The sequence below is a fragment of the Pseudactinotalea sp. genome, assembly GCF_048594945.1.
GTDB lineage: Bacteria > Actinomycetota > Actinomycetes > Actinomycetales > Beutenbergiaceae > Pseudactinotalea.
The window spans coordinates 1-24509 of sequence record NZ_JBMDXJ010000494.1 but is presented as its reverse complement, the minus strand read 5'-3'; the positions used below and the strand labels follow the sequence as shown (position 1 = coordinate 24509).

The following is a 24509-nucleotide window of genomic DNA, read 5'->3' as shown; positions in this document are numbered from 1 at the left end:
AGAAGTCAACTACCCGATTCACATGTCGAGACGGTTCGTCTCAGCTCCAGTCCGACATGTACTCACGGGTGGCCTGATCGATCGCGAACGCGTAGGTCCAGTCGAGTCGGCGCTTCGCACCCCAGCCCTGCCAACCGCGCTGGGTCGAGTGCGCAAGGACGTGGATCCCGTCAGGCACCCACGGCATCGTGATCGGTGCGAAGAACGGCACTGCGGAGACCGCCATGCAGAACTGCGTCCATCGGCGTCGCAACGAGCTCAGCTGCCACGGACCGAGCACCACGAGCACGCGCTGGTGATGAATCCGGTGCGCGATCAGGTCGAGCTCCCAGCCGTAGCCCTGGCGGATCTCCCCCGGCGTCGCCGAGAGCACCACCGCACGGGCGGTCTCGGCATAGCGGGTCACGTGCTCCTGCCACTCGTCGTTGCTGAAGCTCGCCCGCGCGGCACCGATCGGCGGCATCTTCGCCCCTGGCGGCGCGATAGCGATCACCGGACCCGTCGCCGACAGCTGCCGCACCATCACCTCCTCGAACCGCACCTTGCGCCGCATCGACAGCACCGCGATCAGGCCGCGGCTGCGCAGCTGCCCCGGCAGCCCCAGCGTGTCCTCGTCGAAGCTGCGCAGGTACAGGTAGTGCGGGCGGGAGTCCTGCGCGAGCGCCTCGTCCAGCGAGGCCGACCGCAGCCGCTGGCCCAGCCCGTCGATCATCGCGATGACGATCAGAGCGGGGATGGCGACGAACATCCCCACCAGTGCCAGGTTCTCGCCCGAGGACTGCACCGCCGCCTGCATGCTCGGCAGCAACGGCAGATCCATGCGACGAACATCGCCGCCGTCGAGTGACGGCCAGCCCACGGACATGTTCCCGTAGATGGCCAGGAGCACGTACGCGAGAACGAGCAGGCCCACCAACGCGTACGACAGCACCGACAGGGTTGTCCCGATCGCTGCCTCGGCGCCCTGACCCGACACGTTGCGCCGCCCTCGCTCGACCACGCTCGGCCGCAGGAACGTGCGGTAGCCGATCAGCACCACGATCACCGGAATGCCTGCCATCAGCGCCAGGCCCCAGAGTGTGGACGTGTCACGGGTTGCGATGGCGGTGAGCCCCACGAGGGCCAGCACAGCGACGATCCACCACACCACCCGTCGGATGCGGCGCAGCCACCGTGCCTTGGCGACCATCCGTGACACGTCGTGGTAGCGCGGAGAGGTCGAGCTGCTGGCGTACCGCGGCCGTACCAGAGCGCTGATCAGCCGGACCGGGACCAGCACGATCGCGACGAAGAACACCGGGACGAGGATCGCGAGGAGGATCGCCTCGGGCGTGAAGCCGGGAGTGTCCACCCCGTCGGCTCCGCCGGGCATACCCTCGATCGCAGCGAGTGCGAGCGCGTCGGTGTCACTCACGCAGGTGTCCTGCCCGGTGCCGGCGCACGTCACGCGCAGGATCCCGAGCGCGCCCTCGTCGCCGGGGCCGTCGGCACCCCAGGCGCGGATCACCTCGTCGTCTGCCCACAGGACGAGCTCACCTTCCTGCGACACGCCACCGACGACCTCGCCCTCGACCGCCAGCCACTCGTACATCCCCGAGGTGGCACGCTCGTTCTCGCACGGCACGGCGAGCAGCGTCATCTCCCGGTCGCCGGAATTCCAGGTCCACTCCGAGGCGGTGCTGCACTCGAGGGCCGCATCGGTCTCCGGGACGTCACGTGAGGTGGTCATCGTCCAGTCCTCGCCCGGATCGAAGGGCGGGTCCCCGGCTGCGGCCGCAGGCGCGGCCGAGGCCATCAGCGCAGCGAGCACCAGTCCCGCCGCCGCGAACAGTCGTCTCGGCGTCGCGTTCATGCGCGCTGCCTCCTCGCACCATCCGGCCACAGCACGTGCACGTCGATCCCCTGCGTCCTCGCATGCGCGACGATCTCCGCCGTGCCGCCGGTCCCTCGCGCCGGCTCTCCGTCCCACACGGCGAGCAGCATGTCGGACCGCGCCAGCATCCGCTGGCCCGCGTCGAGGTAGGCGGCGGGTCCGGGCTCGGCGTGCTCGAGCGTCGTCACCCTCTGCGCCGCCGCGAGCAGCCGGTCGAACTCCGGCTCGAAACCATCGTCGAGGCTCTCGCGGTATCCCTCAGCGGGTAGCACCACCTCGAGCGGGAGACCCAGCTCGACGGCGATGCTCGCCACGAGCTGATCGGCTCCCTCGGCGAGGGAACTGACCAGGCGGACTGCGCCGTCGTCGGCCCATTCCCGCAGCAGGTCGCGGACGCGACTGCGCAGACGCTCGGCTGTCTCCTCGTCGTAGAACCGGTGGCCGGTGACGCCGATGATCATCGACCGCCCCTCCTCCCCTGTCGTGGCTTCGCAGGTGAGAGCGTATTGGACACCTGACGCACGGCAGGCTGCCGACGCCGGCAGCAGCCTCAGCGGCGGGTGAGGACCATGTCGTCGCGGTGCACAAGCTCGCGATCGTTGCCGTCACCGAACCGTTCCCGCAGCTCGGCCGAGGAGCGGCCGAGCCGGGCGGGCAGCTCGTCGGAGGAGTAGGAGACGATGCCGCGCCCGACGACCGCGCCATCGGGGCCGGCGATCTCGATCGGGTCGCCGGCCTCGAACGTGCCCTCGACCGCGACCGCGCCGGCGGCCAGCAGCGACTTCTTCCCGTGCGTGATTGCGCGCACCGCGCCGTCGTCGACCACCACGCGCCCGCGTGTGTCGGCCGCGTGGGCGAGCCACAGCCGTCGTGACGTGACGCGCTTGCCGGCGGGCGAGAACCAGGTACCCACATCCTCACCCGCGAGCGCGGCGCCGAGGGTGTCAGCGCGGGTCAGCACCACCGGCACACCGGCGCCGGAGGCGATCGAGGCGGCGTCGACCTTCGTGACCATCCCGCCGGTCCCCACGTGCGTGCCGCTTGCGGTGATCTCGAGCTCAGCGAGCTGGTCGACGTCGTCGACCACGGCGATCCGTCGCGACCCCGGCCGCGTGGGCGGTGCCGTGTAGAGCGCGTCGACATCAGTGAGCAGCACCATCGCGTCGGCGTGCACGAGATGGCTCACCAGCGCAGCCAGCCGGTCGTTGTCCCCGAACCGGATCTCTCGGGTAGCCACCGCGTCGTTCTCGTTGATGACCGGGACCACACCGAGCTCGAGCTGCCGCGTCAGCGACCGGTGCGCGTTGCGGTAGTGGCCGCGGCGGATCACGTCCTCGGCCGTGAGCAGCACCTGACCCACCCGCAGCCCGTGCGCCGCGAACGCGCGCGTGTAGTGCGCCACCAGCAGTCCCTGCCCCACGCTGGCGGCCGCCTGCTGGGTGGCCAGATCCTTCGGACGCTTCGGCAGCTTCAGCACCGGCAGCGCTGCGGCGATCGCACCGGAGGAGACCAGCACCACCTCTCCCCCAGCCGCCCGCCGCGCCGCGAGCGTGTTGACGAGCGCGGTGAGCCGGGCCACGTCGAGATGACCCTCAGCGTCGGTCAGCGACGAGGATCCGATCTTGACGACCACCCGCCTCGCGAGCGAGACATCGGCGAGGGCAGCCCGGTCGAGCACCCGCGCCGCAGGACTCTGCGTCACGTCTCGTCCTCGATCGACGGCGTGTCGGTCCAGACCTGCTCACGCGCCGCAGCCTTGGCGTCCATGCGGTCGTGGAACTTCTCGCGCTTCTCGGCGCGGGTCGGCCTGCTGCGGTCCTCCAGCCGCAGGTCGGTGCCGCGGGATCCGAGCAGCTCGGGACCGGTCATCATCGTGGGCTCCCAGTCGAACACCACGCCGTTCGGGCCGTCGCCGATCACCACCTCGTCGCCGGCGACCGCGCCAGCAGCGAGCAGAGCGTCCTCGACGCCCAGATTCGCGAGCCGGTCCGCGAGGTAGCCCACCGCCTCGTCGTTGGCGAAGCTCGTCTGGCGCACCCACCGCTCCGGCTTCTCACCGGTGACCAGGTAGTACACGTGGTCGCTCTCGCGCCGCGTCACCTCGAACTCCTTGCCCGCGCGGCGCCGGTCCACGGCGCGCGGCCGCAGCACCGGGACCGCCGGCTCCGGGGCAGGCTCGGCGGCACGGACCTGCTGCACGAGGTCCGCCAAGGCGAATCCGAGGGCACGCAGACCTTCGTGGGACGCCGTCGAGATCTCGACGATGCGATCCGCCGGGTAACCACGCTCCTCAAGATCGGGCCGCACGAGCTCGGCGAGGTCGCGTGCCTCGGGCACGTCGACCTTGTTGAGCACGATCAGCCGCGGCCGCTGCGCCAGCGGCACCCGGCCGCCCACGATGCCGAGATCGGCGGAGTACGCCTGCAGCTCGGCCTCGATGACGTCGAGGTCGCTCACCGGGTCGCGGCCTGGCTCCAGGGTGGCGCAGTCGAGCACGTGCACGAGCACCGCGCACCGCTCCACGTGGCGCAGGAACTCCAGCCCGAGCCCGCGACCCTCGCTCGCGCCGGGGATCAGGCCGGGCACGTCGGCGACCGTGAACCTTTCCGATCCGGCCTGCACCACACCGAGGTTCGGGACGAGCGTGGTGAACGGGTAGTCCGCGATCTTCGGGCGCGCCGCCGACATCGCGGCCACCAGCGAGGACTTACCGGCCGAGGGATAGCCGATCAGCGCGACGTCCGCGACGCTCTTGAGCTCGAGGACGATGTCGGCTTCCTCGCCCGGCTCGCCCAGCAGTGCGAACCCCGGCGCCTTGCGCTTCGGTGACGCGAGCGCCGCGTTGCCGAGGCCGCCACGCCCGCCGCGTGCGGCGACAAACCGAGAACCGGTGCCGACGAGATCAGCAAGCACCTCGCCGTCGGCCCCCTTGACCACGGTGCCGTCCGGGACACCGATCACCAAGTCGTCGGCGTTCTTTCCGGAGCGCATGTCGCCCGCCCCTTGCGCCCCGTTGGCGGCGCGGCGGTGCGGGGAGAACGAGACGTCCAGCAGCGTGGTGACGTCATCGCTGACCTCGAGAATCACGTCACCGCCGTCGCCGCCGTTGGCGCCGTCAGGGCCGCCCAGCGGCTTGAACTTCTCGCGGCGGATCGACGCGCAGCCGTGGCCGCCGTCGCCGCCGCGCGCGTGCAGCACCACACGGTCGACGAAGCTGGCCATGGTCGCCTCTCAATCAAGGGGTGGGAACGCGAAAGGGCGGGCCGGCCAACGCCGTCCCGCCCTTCGCGCAGTGAAGTCTGGTGTCCGGGCTCAGACGGTCTCGAGCTCCGCCGGGACGATGTCGACGACCTTGCGGCCACGACGGGTGGCGAACTGCACCGAGCCGGGTGCGAGCGCGAACAGCGTGTCGTCGCCGCCACGGCCCACGTTCTCGCCCGGGTGGAAGTGCGTGCCGCGCTGCCGCACGAGGATCTCGCCGGCGTTGACGACCTGGCCGCCGAAGCGCTTGACGCCGAGGCGCTGCGCGTTCGAGTCGCGGCCGTTGCGGGAGGAGCTGGCGCCCTTCTTGTGTGCCATGTCTGCAGTCCTTAAGCCTGGGAGATCGGTGGTTACTTGATGCCGGTGATCTTGACGCGAGTCAGGTCCTGACGGTGGCCCTGACGCTTGCGGTAGCCGGTCTTGTTCTTGAACTTGAGGATGGTGATCTTCGGGCCGCGCTCCTCGCGCACGATCTCCGCGGTCACCTTCACCTTGGCGAGGTCGGACGCCGCCGAGGTCACCTTCTCGCCGTCGACGAGCAGCACGGGGGTCAGCTCGATCTCGGCACCGGTCTCACCGGCGACCCGGTCCATGACGACGATGTCGCCGACGGACACCTTCTCCTGCCGGCCGCCGGCCTTGACGATCGCGTACACCACGGTTCAGCTCATCTCTCACATCGGACGTTTTGTCTGCGTGCACCAGGCCGCGCGCACCCGTGGCGACTCGAGGCGAGTCGTGATGGGATCGGGTCCTGCTCGGAGTGATCCGAGCGCACACGCGGGCACGGCGCAGCGCACCGAGGAACTACTGTACGCGAGTTCTCCTGGCTGCAGCAAACCGGCGACGGCGAGATCCTGCTCACGCCTGTTCGGCAGGTGGCTGCGTGGTGGCCAGGTGTGGCTGTCGCGACCCCCGGGGCATGAGCAGCACGAAGGCCAGCAGCAGCACCGCGGCGATCGCCACACCGATGAACACCTGCTGCAGCGGTGGCGCGAGCACCGAGGCGGGAAGGTCCTCGAGCTCGCCCGCACCGGCGATCGCGGTGTTGACCACGGCGCCGTAGATCGCCACTCCGAAGGCGCTGCCGAGCGAGCGCGCGAACATGTTCGCCCCAGTCACCACCCCGCGCGTGCCGGTCTCGGCTGAGGCCTGGGCGGCGATCAAGGTCGGGGTGGCCACCAGCCCCATGCCGAGCCCGATCGCGAAGCACGCGCCCGCGATCGCGAGCACCGAGGTCCCGTGCCCGGCCAGGTTGAGCAGGAGCGTCCCGACGACGGCGATGCTCGCCCCGATCAGTCCGGTCGCCTTGAACCCGATCCGCAGGTAGACATTGCCCGCCTGCGAAGCGGCGATCGGCCAGCCCAGCGTCAGAGCAGCGAGGGCGAACCCGGCGATCAGCGGGTCCTGGCCGAGCACCGTCTGCGCGAAGATCGGCACGTACGCGGTGAGCCCGATCAGCAACGCTCCCACGAGAAGGCTGATCGCGTTCGTCGTGTTGAGCAACCGCGAGGCGAACAGCCATCCGGGCAGCACCGTGTCGGCGACGAACCGCTGAGCGATGGCGAACACGGCCAGCAGCAGCAGTCCGCCTCCGATCAGGGCGACGCTCGGCGTCGAGAGCCACTCCCAGCTGACCCCGCCCTCGAGCAGGAACAGGATCGCGGCGGCGCTGCCGGCCGTGAGCAGCGCCGAACCGAGGATGTCGATCCGCCGTGACGTGCGCTCGTGGTTCTCCCTGAACCGCCGCATCAGCAGCAGGGCGATGGCGCCGAGCGGCAGGTTGACCCAGAAGATCCACCGCCAGTCGAGGTACGTGGTGAAGACGCCGCCGAGCGTGGGGCCGACCACCGAGGAGATCGCCCACACGCTCGCCATGTAGCCCTGCACCTTGGCGCGCTCGGCGATGCTGTAGACGTCGGCCACGATCGTCTGCGCCATCGGCTGAACCGCGCCCGCGCCGAGACCCTGCACGCCACGCGCGAGGATCAGCACCACCATCGACGGCGCCACCGCACACAGCACCGACCCCAGCAGGAACAGCAGCACGCCGGCGACCATGATCGGCTTGCGCCCCACGACATCGGCGAGCTTGCCGTAGACCGGCACCGTGGCGGCCTGCGCGAGCAGGTACACGCTGAACAGCCACGGCGCCTGCGTGAGTCCGCCCAGTTCGGTCACGATCGCCGGGATCGCCGTGGCGAGGATCGTGGCGTCGATCGCCACCAGCGAGGTCGCCAGCATCGTCGACGCGAGGATCGGCCCCCGCTCGGAGCGGAAGCCCACCCCGGTACTCGTTGTCGTCGCCACGCGCTGCCCAACCTCCGGACGGATCATCTCATTCCGCGACCCCCTGCCCCCTCTCCCTGCCCCCTTTCCCCTGCGGTGGTTCGAGGTAATCGGCAACCCTCCCGTGGTCCTCGATTACCTCCACCCCACAGCCGCCTTCCTGGGTGGAGGTAATCCGACACCGTCCGGTGGTCGTCGATTACCTCGAACCAGGGTGGGGGGTGGGGTGGGGGGTGGGGGTGGGCGTGGTGGGATGGGGCCATGGCTGCTGACTCGCCCACGATCGTCGCGACCTCAGGCGGGTACCGCCGGGGTGAGCGGACCATGCTGGACTTCGACGCCCTGGTGCACCACGCCGTCGAGCGCTCGGGTGTGACGGGGCGGCGCCCGCGGCTGGCCTACCTGGGAACCGCGAACGGCGACCAGCAGACCAGGATCGGCGCGGTGTACGAGGCCGCGCGAGTGGCGGGCTACGACCTCACCCCGGTGGCACTGTTCACGATGCCCAACCACGAGGACATCGCCGCCACCCTGCTCGGTGTGGACGCGGTCTGGGTCGACGGCGGCTCCGTTGCCAACTTGCTCGCGCTGTGGCGGCTGCACGGCGTGGACGAGGCGATGCGGCAGGCATGGGAGGCCGGCGTGGTGCTCGCCGGCGTCAGCGCCGGATCGATCTGCTGGTTCATCGGCGGCACGACCGACTCCTACGGCCCCGAGCTGCGCGCCGTGACGAACGGGCTCGGCATGCTCCCGTACGCGAACGGCGTGCACTACGACAACGAGGCTCGGCGGCGGCCGCTGGTGCACCGGCTGGTCACCGAGGGCACCTTGGGTGAGACCCACTGCACGGACGACGGCGTGGGCCTGGTCTACGAGGGCACCGACCTCGTCGAGGTGGTGAGCGAGCGCGAGGGCGCGGCCGGCTACCGGGTCACGCGCGGCTCGGACGGGGAGGCGGTCGAGGAGCGCTGGGAGGCACGCCGGCTCTGAGCCGGGCGGTGGTGACCTCTCCCCCGCCTGCCTCGCCGGGATGACGCTCCCGGTGCCCTAGCCTGGGGCGCGATATGCCACGACCGCCCGCGCTCCCTGCCGCCACCCCGCGGACGACCACCCAGCTGCTGCTCGCCCGCGGTGGCGATCCGTACGCGCACACCCACGAGATCATCGGCTCCGCGCTGCAGTCGGTCGGCGAGCTGCTCGAGTTCCTGCCCGCCGACCAGAAAGGGCTGCGCGCGCGCTTCGAGGACATCCACCAGATGCTGACGGCGGCGCTGCCGTCGCTGCCCGCCACGCTGGCAACCCAGGGCCCTGGCGGGCTGAACCCGCAGATGCTCGGGTCGCTGGGCTGGGGCGAGCCGGTTGTCGTCAGCGGTGCACCCGTGGGTCGCGAACCGGTGGACCCCGATGCGAACGCTGAGCCGGTGTACGGGTTCGCGGCCGCGCTCGACGGGACGCGCCGCTACCTCAAAGAAGCTACCGACCAACTGCGGATGGGCGCCCAGACCTGGGGGGCACAGCGGATCGTGCAGGCAGGCGCGGTCGCGCACGCCGCCGTCGCGATCGACCACCTCGCCGCCGTGTTCACCGCCGCGATGTGGGACTTCGAGCGCCCGGGAATGCCGGCGCTTCCCTCGAAGTCCGGGCGCATCGAGCTGCGCGCCGCACCCCGCCCCGCGCCGATGACCCGGTGGGCCCGCTACGCCCGCGCCATGTTCCTCACCGACCGGGTCGAGCTGACGACCGGCACCGGGCGCCGCGTGATCGGGTCGGATGAGGGGATCGCGTTCCTGCTGCACGTGGCGCCGCCCTCGCCGACCAGTGCGGTGATCCCGTACGACGTCACCGAGCAGCACGCGCCGGTGCCGTTGTACGACGAGCTCGGTGTGGTGCACTTCTGCAGCGCTGACGGCCACAGCCTGGGCGCGATCGCCGTGGCCGACTGGCTCGCCCAGCCCGAGCTCACCGTGGCGCAGGCGGCCGCCGTGCAGCCGAGCGAGCGCCTGCGCGCCTACGACCGGCTCGTGTGGGCACTGGAGGCATCCGGGATCGCGGCCGGCGCTGCCACGCTGCGGGTGCCGATCCGGCGCGGCGTCCAGCATCCGCCGCACATCGACCCGGACAAGCTGGCCACGGCTCCCCGTACCCGCAAGGGCGGGCACGCCACCGTGACCGTGCCTGGCGCGCAGCCGGCACCGCTCGCGGCCGAGGTGATCCGCCCCGGACCGCACCTGATGCCCTACGAGGGCTGGGCCGCGAGCCCGGCGCGAGCCTTCATCCGCCGCCAGCGACGCCACAAGGCACGACAGATCGACCTCGGACCCTCCTCGAAGGCGACCGAGATCCTGCGGGCGGCCTACCCGACCGCTCTGTGGGTCGGCTGCGTCTTCTCCGGGTACCTGCTCGAGCACCAGTGGTGGGTGCGGCTCCTCGTGATCATCGCGTTCCTCGCGGTCATCGAGCCGTGGGTGACCTGGCTGGCGCGCTGGTTCGCCGACCACGACATGCGCACGATGGTGGCGACCTACCGGCCCGGCGCCTCCTCCCACAGCACGCGCGCGTTCCAGCTCCACGCCAAGCTGATGTACGACGGCGCCAACCTCGGCATACGAACCGGCACCCGTCACGAGGCCTGGGTCGCCGCAAGCAGCGACACCGACCTCGGCGTGGTGGGTCTGGACCGATTGGTGCACGACGGACAGACCTGGGGCCTTGCGCTCGTCGACCGTCTGGGCCGCTGGCGGCTGGTACTTCCCGCCGACTCCTGGGCACCCGGTGGCGACCTCGCCGGCCTCGCTGGCTTCGCGCAGGCCGCCGACCTCCAGCTCGGCGAGCAGCAGGCGCCCCCGCCCACGATCCGTGACGACGTCATGGTCGAAGGCTCCCGGTTCACCAGGACGCGTTCCCGCGGTCCGCGGACCCGCGGCATGGTGATCCTGGCGATCCATGCGCTCGCCGCGTTCGTGGTGACCCTTCCGGGCTCCACGACGGCCACGATCTATACCCTGTCGATCGCGGCCCTCGCGCTCGTGCCGGTGTTCCTGCGCTGGCTCTGGACCGCCTGGTACAAGGGCACACCTCGCACCGGCGCCCGCGGCGCGTAGCCGCGCGACCTACGCCTCGGTCGCGGGCTCGACGGCGTCGCTCGACTCGGTCTCGTCCGCCGGGTCAGGCTCGACGGCGTCGGTCGCCTCCGGCTCGACGGTGTCGGCCACCTCAGGCTCGCTGTGCTCCGGCTCCGTGCTCACCTCGACCTCCTCGGTCACCTGGGTGACGGTGAGGACGGGCGCGTCCTGGGCGTCGAGCTCGACGACGGCTTCGAGAGTGTCCTCCTCGGACGTCGGCGCGCTCGGCCGGGCCTCCTCGTCCAGGTGCTGCTCCTCGTGAGCGTGCGCGGCTGCCGCAGCGATCGCCGCCAGTGTGGCGCGCACCTGGGCGCGCTGCGCCGGGTCACCCACCGACTCCACGGGTGCGGCCTGCTGAGCCTGCTGCGACTGCGACTGCGACCCGTTGCCGCTGCCGCGACGACCGCGCCGGCCGCCGCGTCCCGAACGGGGTGCGTCGTCGTCGTCGGACGAGGAGCCGTTGCCGGACTCCACCGGTTCGTCGTGCACGTGGTAGCCGCGGCCGTGGCAGTGCTCGCACGTGGTGCTGAACGCCTCGACGAGGCCCTGCCCCACCCGCTTGCGCGTCATCTGCACCAGTCCGAGCGAGGTCACCTCCGCCACCTGGTGGCGGGTCCGGTCACGACCGAGGCACTCGACGAGTCGCCGCAGCACCAGGTCGCGATTGGACTCGAGCACCATGTCGATGAAGTCGATGACGATGATGCCGCCGATGTCGCGCAGCCGGAGCTGGCGCACGATCTCCTCGGCGGCCTCGAGGTTGTTCCGGGTCACGGTCTCCTCGAGCGTGCCGCCCGAGCCGGTGAACTTCCCGGTGTTGACGTCGACCACGGTCATCGCCTCGGTGCGGTCGATCACGAGCGAACCGCCCGAGGGCAGCCAGACCTTGCGGTCCATGCCCTTCGCGAGCTGCTCATCGATCCGGTGCGCGGCGAACACGTCCTGGCTGTCGGTCCAGTGGTGCAACCGCTCGACGAGGTCCGGCGCGACCGACTCCACGTACTCGGAGATCGTCTTCCACGCCTCGTCGCCCTGCACGGTCAGCGACCGGAAGTCCTCGTTGAAGACGTCCCGCACCACGCGGGTGGCGAGCTCCGGCTCCCCCTTGAGCAGCACCGGGGCGCTCGTCGAGGGCTTGTTGACCTTCTTCTGGATGTCGTCCCAGTTCTTGGTGAGGCGCTCGACGTCGCGGCGCAGCTCCTCCTCGGACGCGCCCTCGGCGGCCGTGCGCACGATGACGCCCTGACCCTCGGGGACGATCTCCTTGAGGAGCTTCTTGAGCCGGTTGCGCTCGGTGTCCGGGAGCTTGCGGGAGATGCCGGTCATCGAACCCGACGGCACCAGTACGAGGTAGCGCCCCGCGAGCGTGATCTGCGACGTGAGCCGGGCACCCTTGTGACCGATCGGGTCCTTGGTGACCTGCACCAGCACCGAGTCGCCCGAGGAGAGCGCCTGCTCGATGCGGCGCGGCTGGCCGTCGAGACCCGCCGCGTCCCAGTTGACCTCGCCCGCGTACAGCACCGCGTTGCGACCCCGCCCGAGGTCCACGAACGCGGCCTCCATCGAGGGCAGCACGTTCTGCACGCGACCGAGGTAGACGTTGCCGACCATCGAGGTCTGGGTCTTGCGGGCCACGAAGTGCTCGGCCAGCACATCGTCCTCGAGCACGGCGATCTGCGTGCGGCCGCCCTGCTCACGCACCACCATGGCGCGCTCCACAGATTCGCGGCGTGCGAGGAACTCAGCCTCGGTGATGATCGAGCGCCGGCGGTTGCCGTCACGACCCTCGCGGCGGCGCTGGCGCTTGGCCTCGAGGCGCGTCGATCCCTTGAGCGCGGTCACCTCGTCGCGGGCGCGAGCACCCTCGTCACGGTTCGAGCGGGACCGGCGGCGGCGCCGCCGTCGCGAGCGGCTGCTCTCGCCCGAATCCTCGCCATCCTCGGGCGAGGCATCCTGATCCCCGGCGGACTCGGCCTCGTCCGCGGCGTCGTCCCCGCCGTCGGAGTCCGTGCTCTCGCCCTTCGCCTTCTTGGACTTCTTGCTGGACTTCTCCGGCTTGTCCTTGGGCTTCTCGGCGGCATCGTCGGCGTTCTCGCCGTCGCTGCCGCTGTCGTCGGTGGACGCCTCGTCGCCCTCGCTCTTGGCCTTGCGCCGGCCCCGGCCACCCCGACGACGGCGGCGGCGGGGTGCTGAGGTCTCCTCGCCATCCGTGGACTTCTCGGACGAGTCTGCTTCGTCGCCGCTCTCGCCACTGGACTCGTCCGGGGCGCTGTCGTCGGACGATTCCGGGGATGGCTCCGGCTCAGCCGGCTGAGGTGCGCCGGCGGGTGCTGAGGCGCGGCGTGACCGGCGCGGTGTCAGGTCCGGGGCCTGGAACAGCAGCGCCGTCGCAGGAAGGCGCAGCGACCCGGTGTCGGTGTCCTCGGTGTCGGCCTCGTCGGCAGTCTCGTCCTCGGCTGCGGCCTCCGCGTTCGCCTCGTCAGCGTCGGCAGCGTCGTTCTCAGCCGGCTCCTCGACCTCGCCGGAGTCGTTCTCCTCGGCGCCGCTCTCCGTCACGTCGGCTGCCAGCTCGGGCTCCTGGACCACATCATCGGCGGGAGCCTCGGGCTCCGCAGGGGTCTCGGTCTCCGGCTCGGACGAGCTGAGTCCGAGCTCGGCGAGCACATCGATGGTGGGGCGGTCGGGCGTCATCGCCGGTCGCGTCGCGCGCCGGGACCGGCGCCCTCGCGGGCGAGCCTGCTCCGACGTCTCGTGGGGTGTCGACTCAGCCGTCGCCTCGTCGCTCTGGCTGTCCTGGGTAGCGTCGTATTCCTGCACGTCACTCCGCCGGGCTTCCCCTGCCGTACCACCGGGGGTCACTCGGGTTCTCTAGGCGGTCCGCCGTAGCGGATCGGGTGTGCGAAAAGTCTGATGTGTGCGGGTTCCCTCGCGAGTGCTCGCGCTCGGAATCCGCCGGTGTCGCCGTCGCGCCATGGGGGCCCGTGCACAGGTGGTGGCCCCGGGCTCCGCGCCTGCCTGGAGTGGCGGCGCCGGTGCTCGTGACCCCAACGACCGTGCTGGTGTCACCGGGCCGGACCACGGGTACGGAACTCGTCGACCGGCCGGGTTCAGTATGTCACAAGACGGTCTCAGAGGCGCTCTCGACGCCGGCGCGTCCTGGCGGTGTCTGGGCCTTTGGTCCCGACTCGCCGTCAGCATCCGTTCCTAGCCTGGCCGTGCCCGCCCAGAAAGAGGAACCTCGTGGAACCTGTCGACGCTGCCCGGTGGCAGTTCGCGATCGTCACCGTGTACCACTTCATCTTCGTCCCGCTGACGATCGGGCTGTCACCGCTCGTGGCGATCATGCAGACGGCCTGGTTGGTCACGGGCAAGGCCCACTGGCTGCGGCTGACGAAGTTCTTCGGCAAGCTGCTGCTCGTCAACTTCGCGATCGGCGTCGCCACCGGCATCGTGCAGGAGTTCCAGTTCGGCATGAACTGGAGCGAGTACTCGCGCTTCGTGGGCGACATCTTCGGCGCGCCGCTGGCGATCGAGGGGCTCGCCGCGTTCTTCGTCGAGTCCACCTTCCTCGGGCTGTGGATCTTCGGGTGGGACAAGCTGCCTCGCAAGGTCCACCTGGCGTGCATCTGGCTGGTCGCTGTCGCCACGAACCTCTCCGCGTTCTTCATCCTCGCGGCCAACTCGTGGATGCAGCACCCGGTGGGAGCGATCTACAACCCCGAGACCGGGCGTGCCGAGCTCGACGACTTCGGCGCCGTGCTGCTGAACAACACGCTCTGGGCTGCGTACACCCACACCATCGCGACGTCGTTGCTCGTGGCCGGCACCTTCGTCACCGGTGTGGCCGGCTGGCTGCTGGTCCGCGAGGTCCGCGCCGGCCGCGTCGACCTCGCCCGCACGGTCTACCGCCCCGCTGCCCTGCTCGGGCTGGTGACGATCGTGGTGAGCGGCGCCGGCGTGGCCGCCTCGGGGGACTGGCAGGCCAAGCTGATGTTCGAGCAGCAGCCGATGAAGATGGCGGCGGCCGAGGGGTTGTGCGAGACCCAGACCGGCGCTGGCTTCTCGATCCTGACGGTGGGCGACCTGTCCAACTCCTGCGAGGGGGTCATCCATCTGATCGAGGTGCCCGGGCTGACGAGCTACCTCGCCACCGGTGACTTCGCCGGTCGGGTCGACGGTGTGCCGGAGCTCCAGGAGTACATGGCCGAGCGGTACGGCGCCGTGGACGCCGCCGGCGAAGAGATCAACTACTCCCCCAATCTCGCGCTGACCTACTGGTCGTTCCGCCTGATGATCGGCTTCGCCGCTGGATCGGCGCTACTGGCGCTCGCCGCGCTGTGGTTGCTGCGGAAGAAGGGATCGGTCACCGACAAGCGCTGGTTCGCGCGGCTGTGCCTGATCGCGATCCCGACGCCGTTCCTCGCGGCCTCGTTCGGCTGGATCTTCACCGAGACCGGTCGGCAACCGTGGGTGGTCGTGCCCAATCCGACCGGTGTCGACATGGTCCGCATGCTCACCTCCGACGGCGTCTCCAGCTCGGTGAGCATCGCGGAGGTCATCACCTCGCTGACCGTGTTCACGCTGCTCTACGGGGTGCTGGCCGTGGTCTGGGTGAAGCTCATGACCCGCTATGCCAGCCACGGCGCACCCGAGGTCGAGCCACCGCCGGACCCCGACGACGCCGACAGCGACCGCCCGCTGTCCTTCGCGTACTGAGAGGACGTCACCATGGATGCTCACACGCTCGCCTATGTCTGGTTCGCGCTGATCGCGGTGATGTGGACCGGCTACCTCGTGCTGGAGGGCTTCGACTTCGGCGTCGGCATGCTGCTGCGGCCGCTCTCGCGCAACGACACCGAGCGCCGCCTGGTGATCAACACGATCGGTCCCGTGTGGGACGGCAACGAGGTCTGGCTGCTGGTGGCGGGCGGTGCCATGTTCGCAGCGTTCCCCGAGTGGTACGCCACGATGTTCTCCGGCTTCTACCTCCCGCTGCTGCTGATCCTCGTCGCGCTGATCATCCGCGCCGTCGCGTTCGAGTACCGCGGCAAGATCGACGACGACACCTGGCGCAACCGCTGGGACTGGGCGATCACGTTCGGGTCCTGGATCCCGGCGGTCCTGTGGGGCGTGGCCTTCGCGAACCTGGTCCGTGGCGTCGAGATCGATGCGGACCGTCAGATGGTCTCCTCGTTCCTCGACCTCCTCAGCCCGTACGCCCTGCTCGGTGGAGCCACCACCACGCTGCTGTTCCTCACTCACGGGGCGATCTTCATCGCGCTCAAGACCGACGGCGACTTCCGCCACCGGGCACGCGCGTGGGCGAGCAGACTCGCGATCGCGAGCGGCGCCGTCGGCGCGGTGTTCGTGGTCTGGACCCAGCTCGCCTTCTCCGACAAGACATGGACCTGGGTCGCGGTCGCGCTGGCAGCGGCCGGCGTAGTCGGCGCGGCGCTCGCGATTCGCCGCGGTCGCGAGGGCTGGGCGTTCACGGGGTCGGCGCTCGCGATCCTCGTGTCGGTGGTCCTGATCTTCGGCAGCATGTTCCCCGACGTGATGCCGGCGATCAACGACCCCGCGCACTCGCTCACGATCGCCAACGCCTCGGCCACGCCGAAGACGTTGACGATCATGACCTGGGTCGCAGGCTTCCTGACGCCGCTCGTGCTCGGATACCAAGGTTGGACGTACTGGGTGTTCCGCAAGCGCCTGACAGCCGAGCGCATCCCCGCACCGATCGGGCTGCCGCTGCGACGCGACGTCGACGCACGATGAGCAAGCCCCTCGACCCGGTGCTGCTGCGCACGGTCAGCAGTGCGCGCTCTGCCGTGATCGCGACGGCGCTGCTGGTCGTGGGGCAGACCGCGGCCGTGGTCGTGGGCGCGTTGCTGCTCGCGCGCGCGCTCGGTGGACTCGTCTTCGGTTCCGCGACCTGGACGGAGGTCGCCCCCGACGTCGGGTGGTTCGCCGTGACGTTCGCGGCCCGCGCGGCGCTGACCACCGCGACCGAGTGGCGCGCGCACCGCGGTGCGACGCGCGTGATCGCCGAGCTGCGTGTGCTCACCTTGCGCCACGTGGCGGCGCTGGGTCCGCGCTGGCTCGGCGCGCATCGCGCCGAGGTGACCACGCTGGTGACGCGCGGTCTCGACGACCTCGAGCCCTACCTGGTGCGGTACCTGCCGCAGCTGCTGCAGACCGCGATCCTCACGCCGGCGATCCTCGTGGTGATGGCGACGCAGGACCTGCTCGCGGCCGCGACCATCGCGCTGACGATCCCGCTGATCCCGGTGTTCATGTGGCTGATCGGGGTGGCGACGCAGCGCACCACCGAGAAGCGACTCGCTGCGCAGCAGCGGCTCAACACACGCGTGCTCGACCTGGTGGCCGGGCTCGCCACGCTGCGCTCCCTCGGGCGTGCCCGCGGCACGGTCGGCCGCGTGCGCGAGCTGGCGGACGCCGAGCGACGCGGCACGATGGGAACGCTGCGTATCGCGTTCCTGTCCGGTGCCGCGCTCGAGCTGCTGGCGACCCTGTCGGTGGCGATGGTCGCCGTCGGGGTGGGGCTGCGGCTGGTCGAGGGCGACCTGAACCTCGTCATCGGGCTGGCGGTGCTCATCCTGGCGCCCGAGGTGCTGGCGCCGCTGCGGATGGTGGGGACGCACTTCCACGCCTCTGCCGACGGTGTAGCCGCCGTCGAACGCTGCCTGACGGTCCTGGCGGAGCCGACGCCGACCGCCGGGACGCTGCCGATGGGCGACGTCGACGAGGCCGTCTGGGCCGACGTCACTGTCGCCTCACCCGGGCGGACCCGCCCCGCGCCCGAGCACTTCGACGCGCGGGTGCGGCGCGGCCGCGTCACCGTGCTCCAGGGGCCGAGCGGCACCGGGAAGACCACGGCCGCGCTCGCCCTGCTCGGCCTGCTGGCGCCCGATCACGGAACGATCCGGCTGCGCAGCGGCGCGACCTGGCACGACCTGGCCGATATCGATCCGGACGCATGGCGACGCCAGGTGGCGTGGGTCCCGCAGCATCCCGTGCTGGAGCCGGGCACCCTGCGTGAGGTGGCCGGCGCCGTGGACGTCACGGACGAACAGCTCGATCGCGCCGCTCAGCTCGCCGGGTTCGCCGACGTCGTCTCCGACCTGCCGCTGGGCTGGGACACCGCGGTGGGTGGACACGCACAGGGGCTATCGGCGGGACAGCGGCAGCGGTTGGCGCTGACCCGCGCGCTGCTGCACCCCTCTCGGTTCCTCGTGCTCGACGAGCCGACGGCGCACCTCGACTCTGCCAACGCACGGCAGGTGGCCGCAGTGGTGCGAGAGGCAGCCGCGACCGGTGCGGGCGTGCTGGTGCTCACCCACGCGGCGGCGGTGGTCGACTCCGCCGACGAGCTCGTGTCGATGGCCGACACCCGGCAGGCGGCCCTCACATGAGGCTCGCGACCACACCCCCGGCCTCCGACCGCACTCGCTCTCGTCCTCGTGACGACCTCCGCGCGCTGCAACGGATCTGGCCGTTGCTCGGCGTCTCAGGCACGCGCCTGGCGTTCGCGGTCGCGTGGGGAAGCCTGGCGCTCGGGGCTGCGGTGGGGCTGGCCGCGGTCTCGGCCTGGCTGATCGCCCGCGCGAGCCAGATGCCGGCCGTGCTCGACCTGACGATCGCGGTCGTGGCCGTGCGTGCGCTCGGCATCGGCCGCGGACTCTTCCGCTACCTCGACCGGCTCGCCTCCCACGACGTCGCGCTGCGCGGATCCGCAACGCTCCGGGAGCGGCTGTACGCGGCCTTGGCCGGCGGTCGACTCGACGCGGTGGCGACCGTGCGGCGCGGTGAGGTGCTCCGCCGCTGGGGCGCCGATGTGGACGATGTAGGCGACCTCGTGGTCCGCTCGGTGGTGCCCGCACTCGTGGCGGTGGCCGTCTCCGTGGGTGCGGTGGTCATCGTCGGCGCGCTCTCCCTGACGAACGGGATCGTGCTCGCCCTGTGCCTGCTCGTGGCGGGCGTCGCCGCCCCCGCGTTGTCGGCACGGTCGGTACGACGTGCCGAGATCGACGGCGCAGTGGCGCGGGGCGAGGTGTCCTCCGCCGCCATGACCGTGCTCGACGGCGCTGCCGAGCTCACGGTGAGCGGTCGCCTCGAGGAGGTGCTCGGCGGGCTGAGCCGCGCCGAGTCCGACCTGCGGTCGGCGCGTGACCGCGCCGCGCGGCCGGCCGCGCTCGCCCAGGGGGTGACCGTGGCGGCGATGGGCCTGTCGGTGCTGGTCGCGCTCGTCGTCGGTGCAGCCGAGCTCGCGGCCGGGGCGCTGAATCCGGTGGAGCTCGCGGTCGTCGTGCTCACGCCGCTGGCCGCGTTCGAGGGAGTGACGGCGCTCGCCCCGGCGGCGGTGCATGCCGTCCGCGCGGCCGATGCCGCGAGGCGGCTCACCGACCTGCTCGATCGAGCCGAGGAGACCGCACGGGGCCACCGCCATCCCGGCACGGCCGCAACCGTGGTCGCGCAGGACGTCACGGTGGGGTGGCCGGGTCGAGATGCTCTGCTCGAACAGGTGAGCCTCACGCTCGAGCCAGGTCGCGCCGTCGCCCTGATCGGGCACAACGGTTCCGGGAAGACCACGCTGCTGCTCACGCTCGCGGGACTGCTGCCGCCGGCCGGCGGCGAGGTGCTGATCGGCGGTGTGCCGAGCACGGACCTCGCCGACGGCTCCGCGGCGACCGTCGCGACCATGACCAGCGAGGACGCGCACGTCTTCGACACCACGCTGCTGGAGAACCTCCGGGTCGCGCGTGGCGACGTGAGCGCCGACGAGGCGCATGACGCTCTCCGGCAGGCCGGCCTCGCACACTTCCTCGCGGGGCTGCCGCTCGGCGTTGACACCCCGGTCGGCGAGGACGGCGCGCTGATCTCCGGAGGTGAGCGCCGCCGTCTGTTGCTCGCCCGTGCCCTGCTCACAGATGCGCCGCTGCTGCTGCTCGACGAACCGGACGAGCACCTCGACCCCGAGACCGCCGATCGACTGCTGGCGGATATCGTCGCCCTGCGGGAGGCTGGCCGTGGAGTGCTCGTGGTCACGCACCGGCGAACGGATGCCTTGGCCGGTGTGGACGAGGTGATCGACCTGGAGGATCGGAGCTGGCGGTGAGCGTGTTCGGTGACGTGGCTGCCGCAGGCCGGCGACTGTCCTCACGTGCTGCCGGTGCGATCCGGTCGCTGGCTGCGGCGATCGACCTCGCCGACACCGCGCGGCCGTTGCGCAACGCGCAGACCCGGTCGCAGTGGCTCACGGTGGGCCAGGAGGTCACGACCGCGATGCTCGAGGGCGCCGACGTCGAGGACGCGCTCGGACTGATCGCGCAGCGACTGCAGGTGGTCGCCGAGGCCGACGCCGCCTGCCTGGTGCTGCCGGGCGTCGGCGACGACTGGGTGATCGAGTTCGCCGAGGGTGAGAACACCGACGACCTCGTGGGCATCACGATGCCGGTGGGCGGGCGCGCACGTCGCGTGATCGAGTCACGCGCCGGCCTGGTGGTCAGCTCGTTCGAGCGCTCGAGCACCCTGCGGGTGCCCGAGTTCGGCCGCTACGGACCCGCCCTGTACGCGCCGCTCGTCGCCGGCGCGCGCAGCACGGGCGTGATCATCCTCATGCGCGCCCGCGGCGCCGACGAGTTCTCCTACGACGAGCTGCAGATCGCGGAGGCGTTCGCCCGACAGGCCGCGCTGGCGCTTGAGCTCGCTGAGGCCCGCGACGCCCAGGACCGTGCCGCGCTCCTGGACGAGCGTGCGCGGATCGCGCGCGACCTGCACGACCTCGCGATCCAGCACCTGTTCGCGACCGGGCTCTCGATCGCCCGTGCCCGCGACGACCTGCCGCCCGAGGCGGCGCAGCGGCTCGGCGAGGCACTCGGCGGGCTCGACGAGGCGGTCGCACAGATCCGTGAGATCGTGCACGCGCTGCAGCGCGACGCCGTGCCCTCGCTGCCGATGGAGCGGATCGAGCGGGAGCTCAGCCTCGCTCGCTCCGGTCTCGGTTTCGCGCCCGAGCTCGAGCTGTACCCCTCGGCCATCGACATCGAGACCTGGACCGAGAGCGCCGACACCGACCTCGTGGACGACGTGGTGGCCATCATCCGCGAGGGCCTCTCGAACGCGGCACGGCACGCGCACGCGCAGCAGGTGACGGTCGCGCTGCGTGTATCCGACGCCCTGACGGTCACGGTGAGCGATGACGGCGTGGGCATCCCGCCGGACCGCACCCGCTCCTCGGGTCTGGCCAACCTGTCCCGACGAGCCGAGCGCTGGGGCGGGACCTTCACCGCTGCTCCCGGCGAGAGCGACGGCACGATCCTCACCTGGACCGTGCCGCTCCCCTGACACCGTGTTCGGGTGAGGCAAGAGCGCTGTCAGCGGCGGTAGCGGGAGAGGAACAGCGCCTCGGCCAACGCCATGCGCTCGATCTCTCCCGGGTCGACGCTCTCGTCGGAGGAGTGCATCCGACTCGCGGGCTCGGCCAGGCCGATCATGACGATCGAGGCGTCGGGCTGCGCGGCGGCGATCGACGCCGTCAGCGGGATGGATCCGCCCTGGCCGGTGGTCTGGGTGGGCGCACCGAACGCATCGGCCATCGCGTCGCTGAGCACCTGGAAGCCGCGGGTGTCCTGACGCGCGGCGAAAGGCTGCCCGATGCCCTGGCGCTCGACCTCCACCTGTACGCCCCAGGGGGCTGCGGCCCGCAGGTGTGCGACGAGCGCAGCCTCGGCCTCGTCGGCGTCCACGCCGGGCGGCACGCGCAGGCTCACGGTCGCGGCTGCGGTGGCCTGGATCGCCGGTAGCGCGCCGATCACGGGTGGGGCGTCGATCCCGACCACGGTGGCTGACGGGCGCGCCCAGAGCTGATCGGCGACGCTTCCCGACCCCACCACCTGGCCACCCTCGACGATGCCGGCGTCGCGCGCGAACTGGTCCGCGGGATAGGGCGTGCCCGACCACGTTCCCGAGGTGTCCAGACCCGCGATGGTGGTGTCGCCGTCGGCGTCCCGCAACGAGGCGAGGATGACGATCAAGGCAGCGAGCGCGTCGGGTGCGGCGCCGCCGAAGGCGCCGGAGTGGCGGTTGCCGTCGAGCGCCGTGACCCGCACCGTGACCATGACCATGCCCCGGAGCGCGACGGTCAACGTGGGCACGCCGACCGCGACGTTGCCGACGTCTCCGATGATGACGACGTCCGCTGCCACCTCGTCCGGGTGCTGCTCGACGTACCGCTCCAGCCCGCCGGTGCCCTGTTCCTCGGACCCTTCGACCACGACCGTGATCGAGACCGGGTAGACCCCGCCCTGGGCCTCGCGCAGCGCCCGGAGCGCTGTCAGGTGGGCCACGACGCTGCCCTTGCAGTCGGCCGCGCCGCGCCCGTACCAGCGTCCGTCACGCTCGGTCAGCTCGAACGGCGGCGTGCGCCACTCCTGCGCCGGTGCGGGCTGGACGTCGTAGTGGGCGTAGAGCAGCACCCGCGGCGCCCCCTCGGGGCCGTCATAGGTCGCGAAGACGGCGTCGGTGCCATCGGGTGTGGTCGCGAGCCGGGCCTCGAGCCCTTCGGCGGCGAAGGCATCACGCACCCACGCGGCAGCCTTCCGGCACTCCTCGGGGTCCTCGACCTGCGGGTCCGCTACCGAGCGGAACGCCACCAGCGTGCTCAGCTCGGCCTGTGCCCGCGGCATCAGCGCGGCCACGGCGGTGCGCAGCGGCTCCACGTCCTCGGTCAGTTCTGCCGTCATCGCTCGTCCTCGCCTCCGAGTTCGGTTCGGGGCCGCCATCCGCCACCCCGGTGGCCGGCCACCCATGCGGCCGCCTGTGTGCGGCGCTGCAGTCCCATCTTGGACAGCAGCCCTGTGACGTGGTTCTTCACGGTCTTCTCGGCCACGCCGAGCGCCTCGCCGATCTCGCGGTTGGAGAGGCCATCGCCGATCAGCTCCAGCACGCGACGTTCGCTCGGCGTCAACCGCTCGGTCGGATCGGCCTCGTGCTTGCCGACGCTGGCGCGCGCCATCAGGCTGCGGCCGGCCGCTACCGACCGCACGGCTTCGGCGATGTCGTCGCCGCGCACCGTCTTGAGCAGGAACGCGTGCGCGCCCGCCTCGCCCGCGGCACGCAGCGCGTCGGGATCCTCGAAGGACGTGAGCACCACCGCGCGGCAGTCCGGCAACGCCTTGCTCGCGGTGATCACGTCGATGCCGGTGCCATCGGGCAGCTGCAGGTCGACCAGAATCACCTGCGGCGACACCAACGGCAGCCGCCGCAACGCCTCGGCCACGGTGGCGGCCTCGCCCACCACCGTGAGCCCGTCGGAGCGATCGATCACCTCGGCCACACCACGACGCACGATCTCGTGGTCGTCGATCACCATGACCGTGATGTCCGCAGGCACGCGCTGAGCCTACCGATCCGGTGGTTCAGCGGTGGACCGACGCACGGCGAGCTCGACCGGCACGGTACGCAGGCCCGGCTCGGGCCGATCCGGCCCGAGGAGGAGCTCGACGGCGGTCCTCCCCAGTGTCTCGGCCGGCACCGACACCGAGGTCAGGGAAGGCGCGAGGAGGCGGGCGACAGGGATGTCGTCGAACCCGACCACGCTGAGCCGTTCGGGCACGGCCACACCGCGGTCGGCCAGGCGGCCGAGCATCCCGAGCGCGAGCTGGTCGTTGAAGGCGAGCACCGCCGTCACCCCGGCCGCCAGGGCGAGGTCCGCGGCGGCGACGCCGCCTGCGGAGCCCGGCCGGAACGAGCCGAGGTCCACCACCTCGAGAGCGACCTGGTCACGCGCGGCCGCGAGCCCACGCCGTCGGGCAGCATCGGACCAGGACGAGGTGGGTCCGCCCGCGTAGCCCACGCGGCGATGGCCCAACGCATGCAGATGCACGAGAGCCTGCCGAACGCCGTCGGCGTTGTCGCCGGTCACGGCGGTCTCGCCGGCGACCTCGCGGTTCACGAGCACCACCCTCGCGCGCTGCGCAATCGCCCGGACGGCCTCGTCGGGCATGCGCGGCGAGGCGAGCACGAGCCGGGACGCGACCGGGCTGACCTGCGCGATCACGGCCGCCTCGGTCTCCTGATCCTCATCGGTGTCGGCGACCACGGCCGTGAGGCCCTCGAGCCGCACCCGGCGTTGCACGCCCTTGGCGACGCCGGCGTAGAACGGGTTGGCGAGGTCCGGCAGCACCAGCGCGATCGACTGCCCCTGACCGGTGACGAGCTGGCGTGCTGCCAGGTTCGGCTCGTACCCGAGCTCGACCGCGGCGCGGCGCACCCGGTCCTGGGTCGCCGCCGCGACCACCGTGGCGCCCGCGAGCGCACGCGACGCGGTAGCCACCGAGACCTGCGCGAGCCGGGCCACGTCGGCGAGCCTCGCCTCGTTCGTCATGTCCGCGATGCTAGGGCGGACTACAAACGCTTGCAACCCTCTTGAACCCGAACACTGCCGTTGCTAGCGTGTACCCGTTCGTGCTTGTGAAAGCGTTTGTAGCCGCGTGGCGTCGTCGCCTGCGGCCCACCCGAGAGGACCCCACGTGACCGAGATCCTGGACCGCATCGGAGCCGCACGGCTCGTGCCCGTCGTCGTCCTCGATGACGCGAGCTCCGCCGCCCCGCTCGCCGAGGCCCTCACGGCCGGCGGGCTGCCGGTCGCCGAGGTCACCTTCCGGACCGCGGCTGCGGTCGCCGCCATCAAGGCGATGTCGGCCTCCCCCGAGATGCTCGTGGGCGCCGGCACGGTGCTCACGCCGGAGCAGGTGGACGCGGCCGTGGACGCCGGCGCCTCCTACGTGGTCTCCCCCGGGTTGTCGGTGCCGGTGGTGCGCCGCTGCGCCGAGCGCGGCGTGCTGGCACTGCCCGGTGCGGTGACCGCCACCGAGGTGCAGGCGGCGCTCGCCGAGGGCCTGACGGCCGTCAAGTTCTTCCCTGCGTCGACCTCCGGTGGCGCC

General features: G+C 71.5%; 19 protein-coding genes. 8 read left to right on the top strand and 11 right to left on the bottom strand.

Annotated elements, in window-relative coordinates; translation table 11 throughout:
• Positions 1–40: 40 nt before the first annotated feature.
• The 7 genes from ACOJSN_RS22315 to ACOJSN_RS22285 form a co-directional block, all read right to left on the bottom strand.
• The gene (locus tag ACOJSN_RS22315) at positions 41–1852 is read right to left on the bottom strand and encodes a hypothetical protein (RefSeq protein WP_420114686.1); all 1812 of its coding nucleotides are present in this window, start codon (positions 1850–1852) and stop codon (positions 41–43) included.
• A complete protein-coding gene (locus ACOJSN_RS22310; protein WP_420114685.1) occupies positions 1849–2334 on the bottom strand; it encodes a hypothetical protein in 486 nt (161 codons plus the stop codon). Before ACOJSN_RS22310 ends, ACOJSN_RS22315 begins: the two co-directional genes overlap by 4 nt.
• Before the next feature lie 89 nt (positions 2335–2423).
• Positions 2424–3575: a glutamate 5-kinase gene (proB, locus tag ACOJSN_RS22305; RefSeq protein WP_420114684.1), complete on the bottom strand. Its 1152-nt coding sequence runs from the start codon at positions 3573–3575 to the stop codon at positions 2424–2426.
• Positions 3572–5095 carry a GTPase ObgE gene (obgE, locus tag ACOJSN_RS22300; RefSeq protein WP_420114683.1) on the bottom strand — a complete coding sequence of 508 codons (1524 nt, stop codon included), beginning with the start codon at positions 5093–5095 and terminating at the stop codon, positions 3572–3574. Before obgE ends, proB begins: the two co-directional genes overlap by 4 nt.
• 90 nt (positions 5096–5185) lie before the next feature.
• Positions 5186–5452: a 50S ribosomal protein L27 gene (rpmA, locus tag ACOJSN_RS22295; RefSeq protein ID WP_420114682.1), complete on the bottom strand. Its 267-nt coding sequence runs from the start codon at positions 5450–5452 to the stop codon at positions 5186–5188.
• 32 nt (positions 5453–5484) lie between these two features.
• On the bottom strand, positions 5485–5793 hold the full coding sequence (gene rplU, locus ACOJSN_RS22290; protein ID WP_420114681.1) for a 50S ribosomal protein L21: 309 nt from the start codon (positions 5791–5793) through the stop codon (positions 5485–5487).
• A 202-nt stretch (positions 5794–5995) separates the two neighbouring features.
• The gene (locus ACOJSN_RS22285) at positions 5996–7444 is read right to left on the bottom strand and encodes an MDR family MFS transporter (RefSeq protein WP_420114680.1); all 1449 of its coding nucleotides are present in this window, start codon (positions 7442–7444) and stop codon (positions 5996–5998) included.
• 240 nt (positions 7445–7684) lie between these two features.
• Here ACOJSN_RS22285 and ACOJSN_RS22280 point away from each other — a divergent pair, with 240 nt between their 5' ends.
• Complete coding sequence (locus tag ACOJSN_RS22280) at positions 7685–8413, top strand: Type 1 glutamine amidotransferase-like domain-containing protein (protein ID WP_420114679.1); 729 nt, start codon at positions 7685–7687, stop codon at positions 8411–8413.
• Between the two features lie 74 nt (positions 8414–8487).
• A complete protein-coding gene (locus tag ACOJSN_RS22275; RefSeq protein WP_420114678.1) occupies positions 8488–10524 on the top strand; it encodes a hypothetical protein in 2037 nt (678 codons plus the stop codon).
• A gap of 9 nt (positions 10525–10533) precedes the next feature.
• Here the strand turns inward: ACOJSN_RS22275 and ACOJSN_RS22270 are convergent, their stop codons facing one another.
• Positions 10534–13362 (bottom strand): Rne/Rng family ribonuclease, encoded by a 2829-nt coding sequence (locus tag ACOJSN_RS22270; RefSeq protein WP_420114677.1) that lies wholly within the window; start codon positions 13360–13362, stop codon positions 10534–10536.
• Positions 13363–13785: 423 nt separating this feature from the next.
• Between ACOJSN_RS22270 and ACOJSN_RS22265 the strand changes: the two genes are divergently transcribed.
• Genes ACOJSN_RS22265 through ACOJSN_RS22245 form a run of 5 tightly spaced genes read left to right on the top strand, consistent with a single transcriptional unit; the run spans position 13786 to position 20910 of the window.
• On the top strand, positions 13786–15261 hold the full coding sequence (locus ACOJSN_RS22265) for a cytochrome ubiquinol oxidase subunit I (RefSeq protein ID WP_420114676.1): 1476 nt from the start codon (positions 13786–13788) through the stop codon (positions 15259–15261).
• A gap of 12 nt (positions 15262–15273) precedes the next feature.
• Positions 15274–16320 carry a cytochrome d ubiquinol oxidase subunit II gene (gene cydB, locus ACOJSN_RS22260; protein ID WP_420114675.1) on the top strand — a complete coding sequence of 349 codons (1047 nt, stop codon included), beginning with the start codon at positions 15274–15276 and terminating at the stop codon, positions 16318–16320.
• The gene (cydD, locus tag ACOJSN_RS22255) at positions 16317–17978 is read left to right on the top strand and encodes a thiol reductant ABC exporter subunit CydD (protein ID WP_420114674.1); all 1662 of its coding nucleotides are present in this window, start codon (positions 16317–16319) and stop codon (positions 17976–17978) included. The genes cydB and cydD overlap by 4 nt, the downstream gene beginning before the upstream one ends.
• Positions 17975–19681 carry a thiol reductant ABC exporter subunit CydC gene (cydC, locus tag ACOJSN_RS22250; protein ID WP_420114673.1) on the top strand — a complete coding sequence of 569 codons (1707 nt, stop codon included), beginning with the start codon at positions 17975–17977 and terminating at the stop codon, positions 19679–19681. Before cydD ends, cydC begins: the two co-directional genes overlap by 4 nt.
• Positions 19678–20910: a GAF domain-containing sensor histidine kinase gene (locus ACOJSN_RS22245; protein WP_420114672.1), complete on the top strand. Its 1233-nt coding sequence runs from the start codon at positions 19678–19680 to the stop codon at positions 20908–20910. The genes cydC and ACOJSN_RS22245 overlap by 4 nt, the downstream gene beginning before the upstream one ends.
• 29 nt (positions 20911–20939) lie before the next feature.
• Here ACOJSN_RS22245 and ACOJSN_RS22240 read toward each other — a convergent pair whose 3' ends face one another.
• The 3 genes from ACOJSN_RS22240 to ACOJSN_RS22230 are packed head-to-tail and all read right to left on the bottom strand — an operon-like array spanning position 20940 to position 23950.
• Complete coding sequence (locus ACOJSN_RS22240; protein WP_420114671.1) at positions 20940–22307, bottom strand: dipeptidase; 1368 nt, start codon at positions 22305–22307, stop codon at positions 20940–20942.
• Positions 22304–22936 carry a response regulator gene (locus tag ACOJSN_RS22235; RefSeq protein WP_420114694.1) on the bottom strand — a complete coding sequence of 211 codons (633 nt, stop codon included), beginning with the start codon at positions 22934–22936 and terminating at the stop codon, positions 22304–22306. The genes ACOJSN_RS22240 and ACOJSN_RS22235 overlap by 4 nt, the downstream gene beginning before the upstream one ends.
• Positions 22937–22966: 30 nt before the next feature.
• Positions 22967–23950 carry a LacI family DNA-binding transcriptional regulator gene (locus tag ACOJSN_RS22230; protein ID WP_420114670.1) on the bottom strand — a complete coding sequence of 328 codons (984 nt, stop codon included), beginning with the start codon at positions 23948–23950 and terminating at the stop codon, positions 22967–22969.
• A gap of 145 nt (positions 23951–24095) precedes the next feature.
• Here ACOJSN_RS22230 and ACOJSN_RS22225 point away from each other — a divergent pair.
• A partial coding sequence (locus ACOJSN_RS22225; protein ID WP_420114669.1) for a bifunctional 4-hydroxy-2-oxoglutarate aldolase/2-dehydro-3-deoxy-phosphogluconate aldolase occupies positions 24096–24509 on the top strand: 414 nt, incomplete at its 3' end.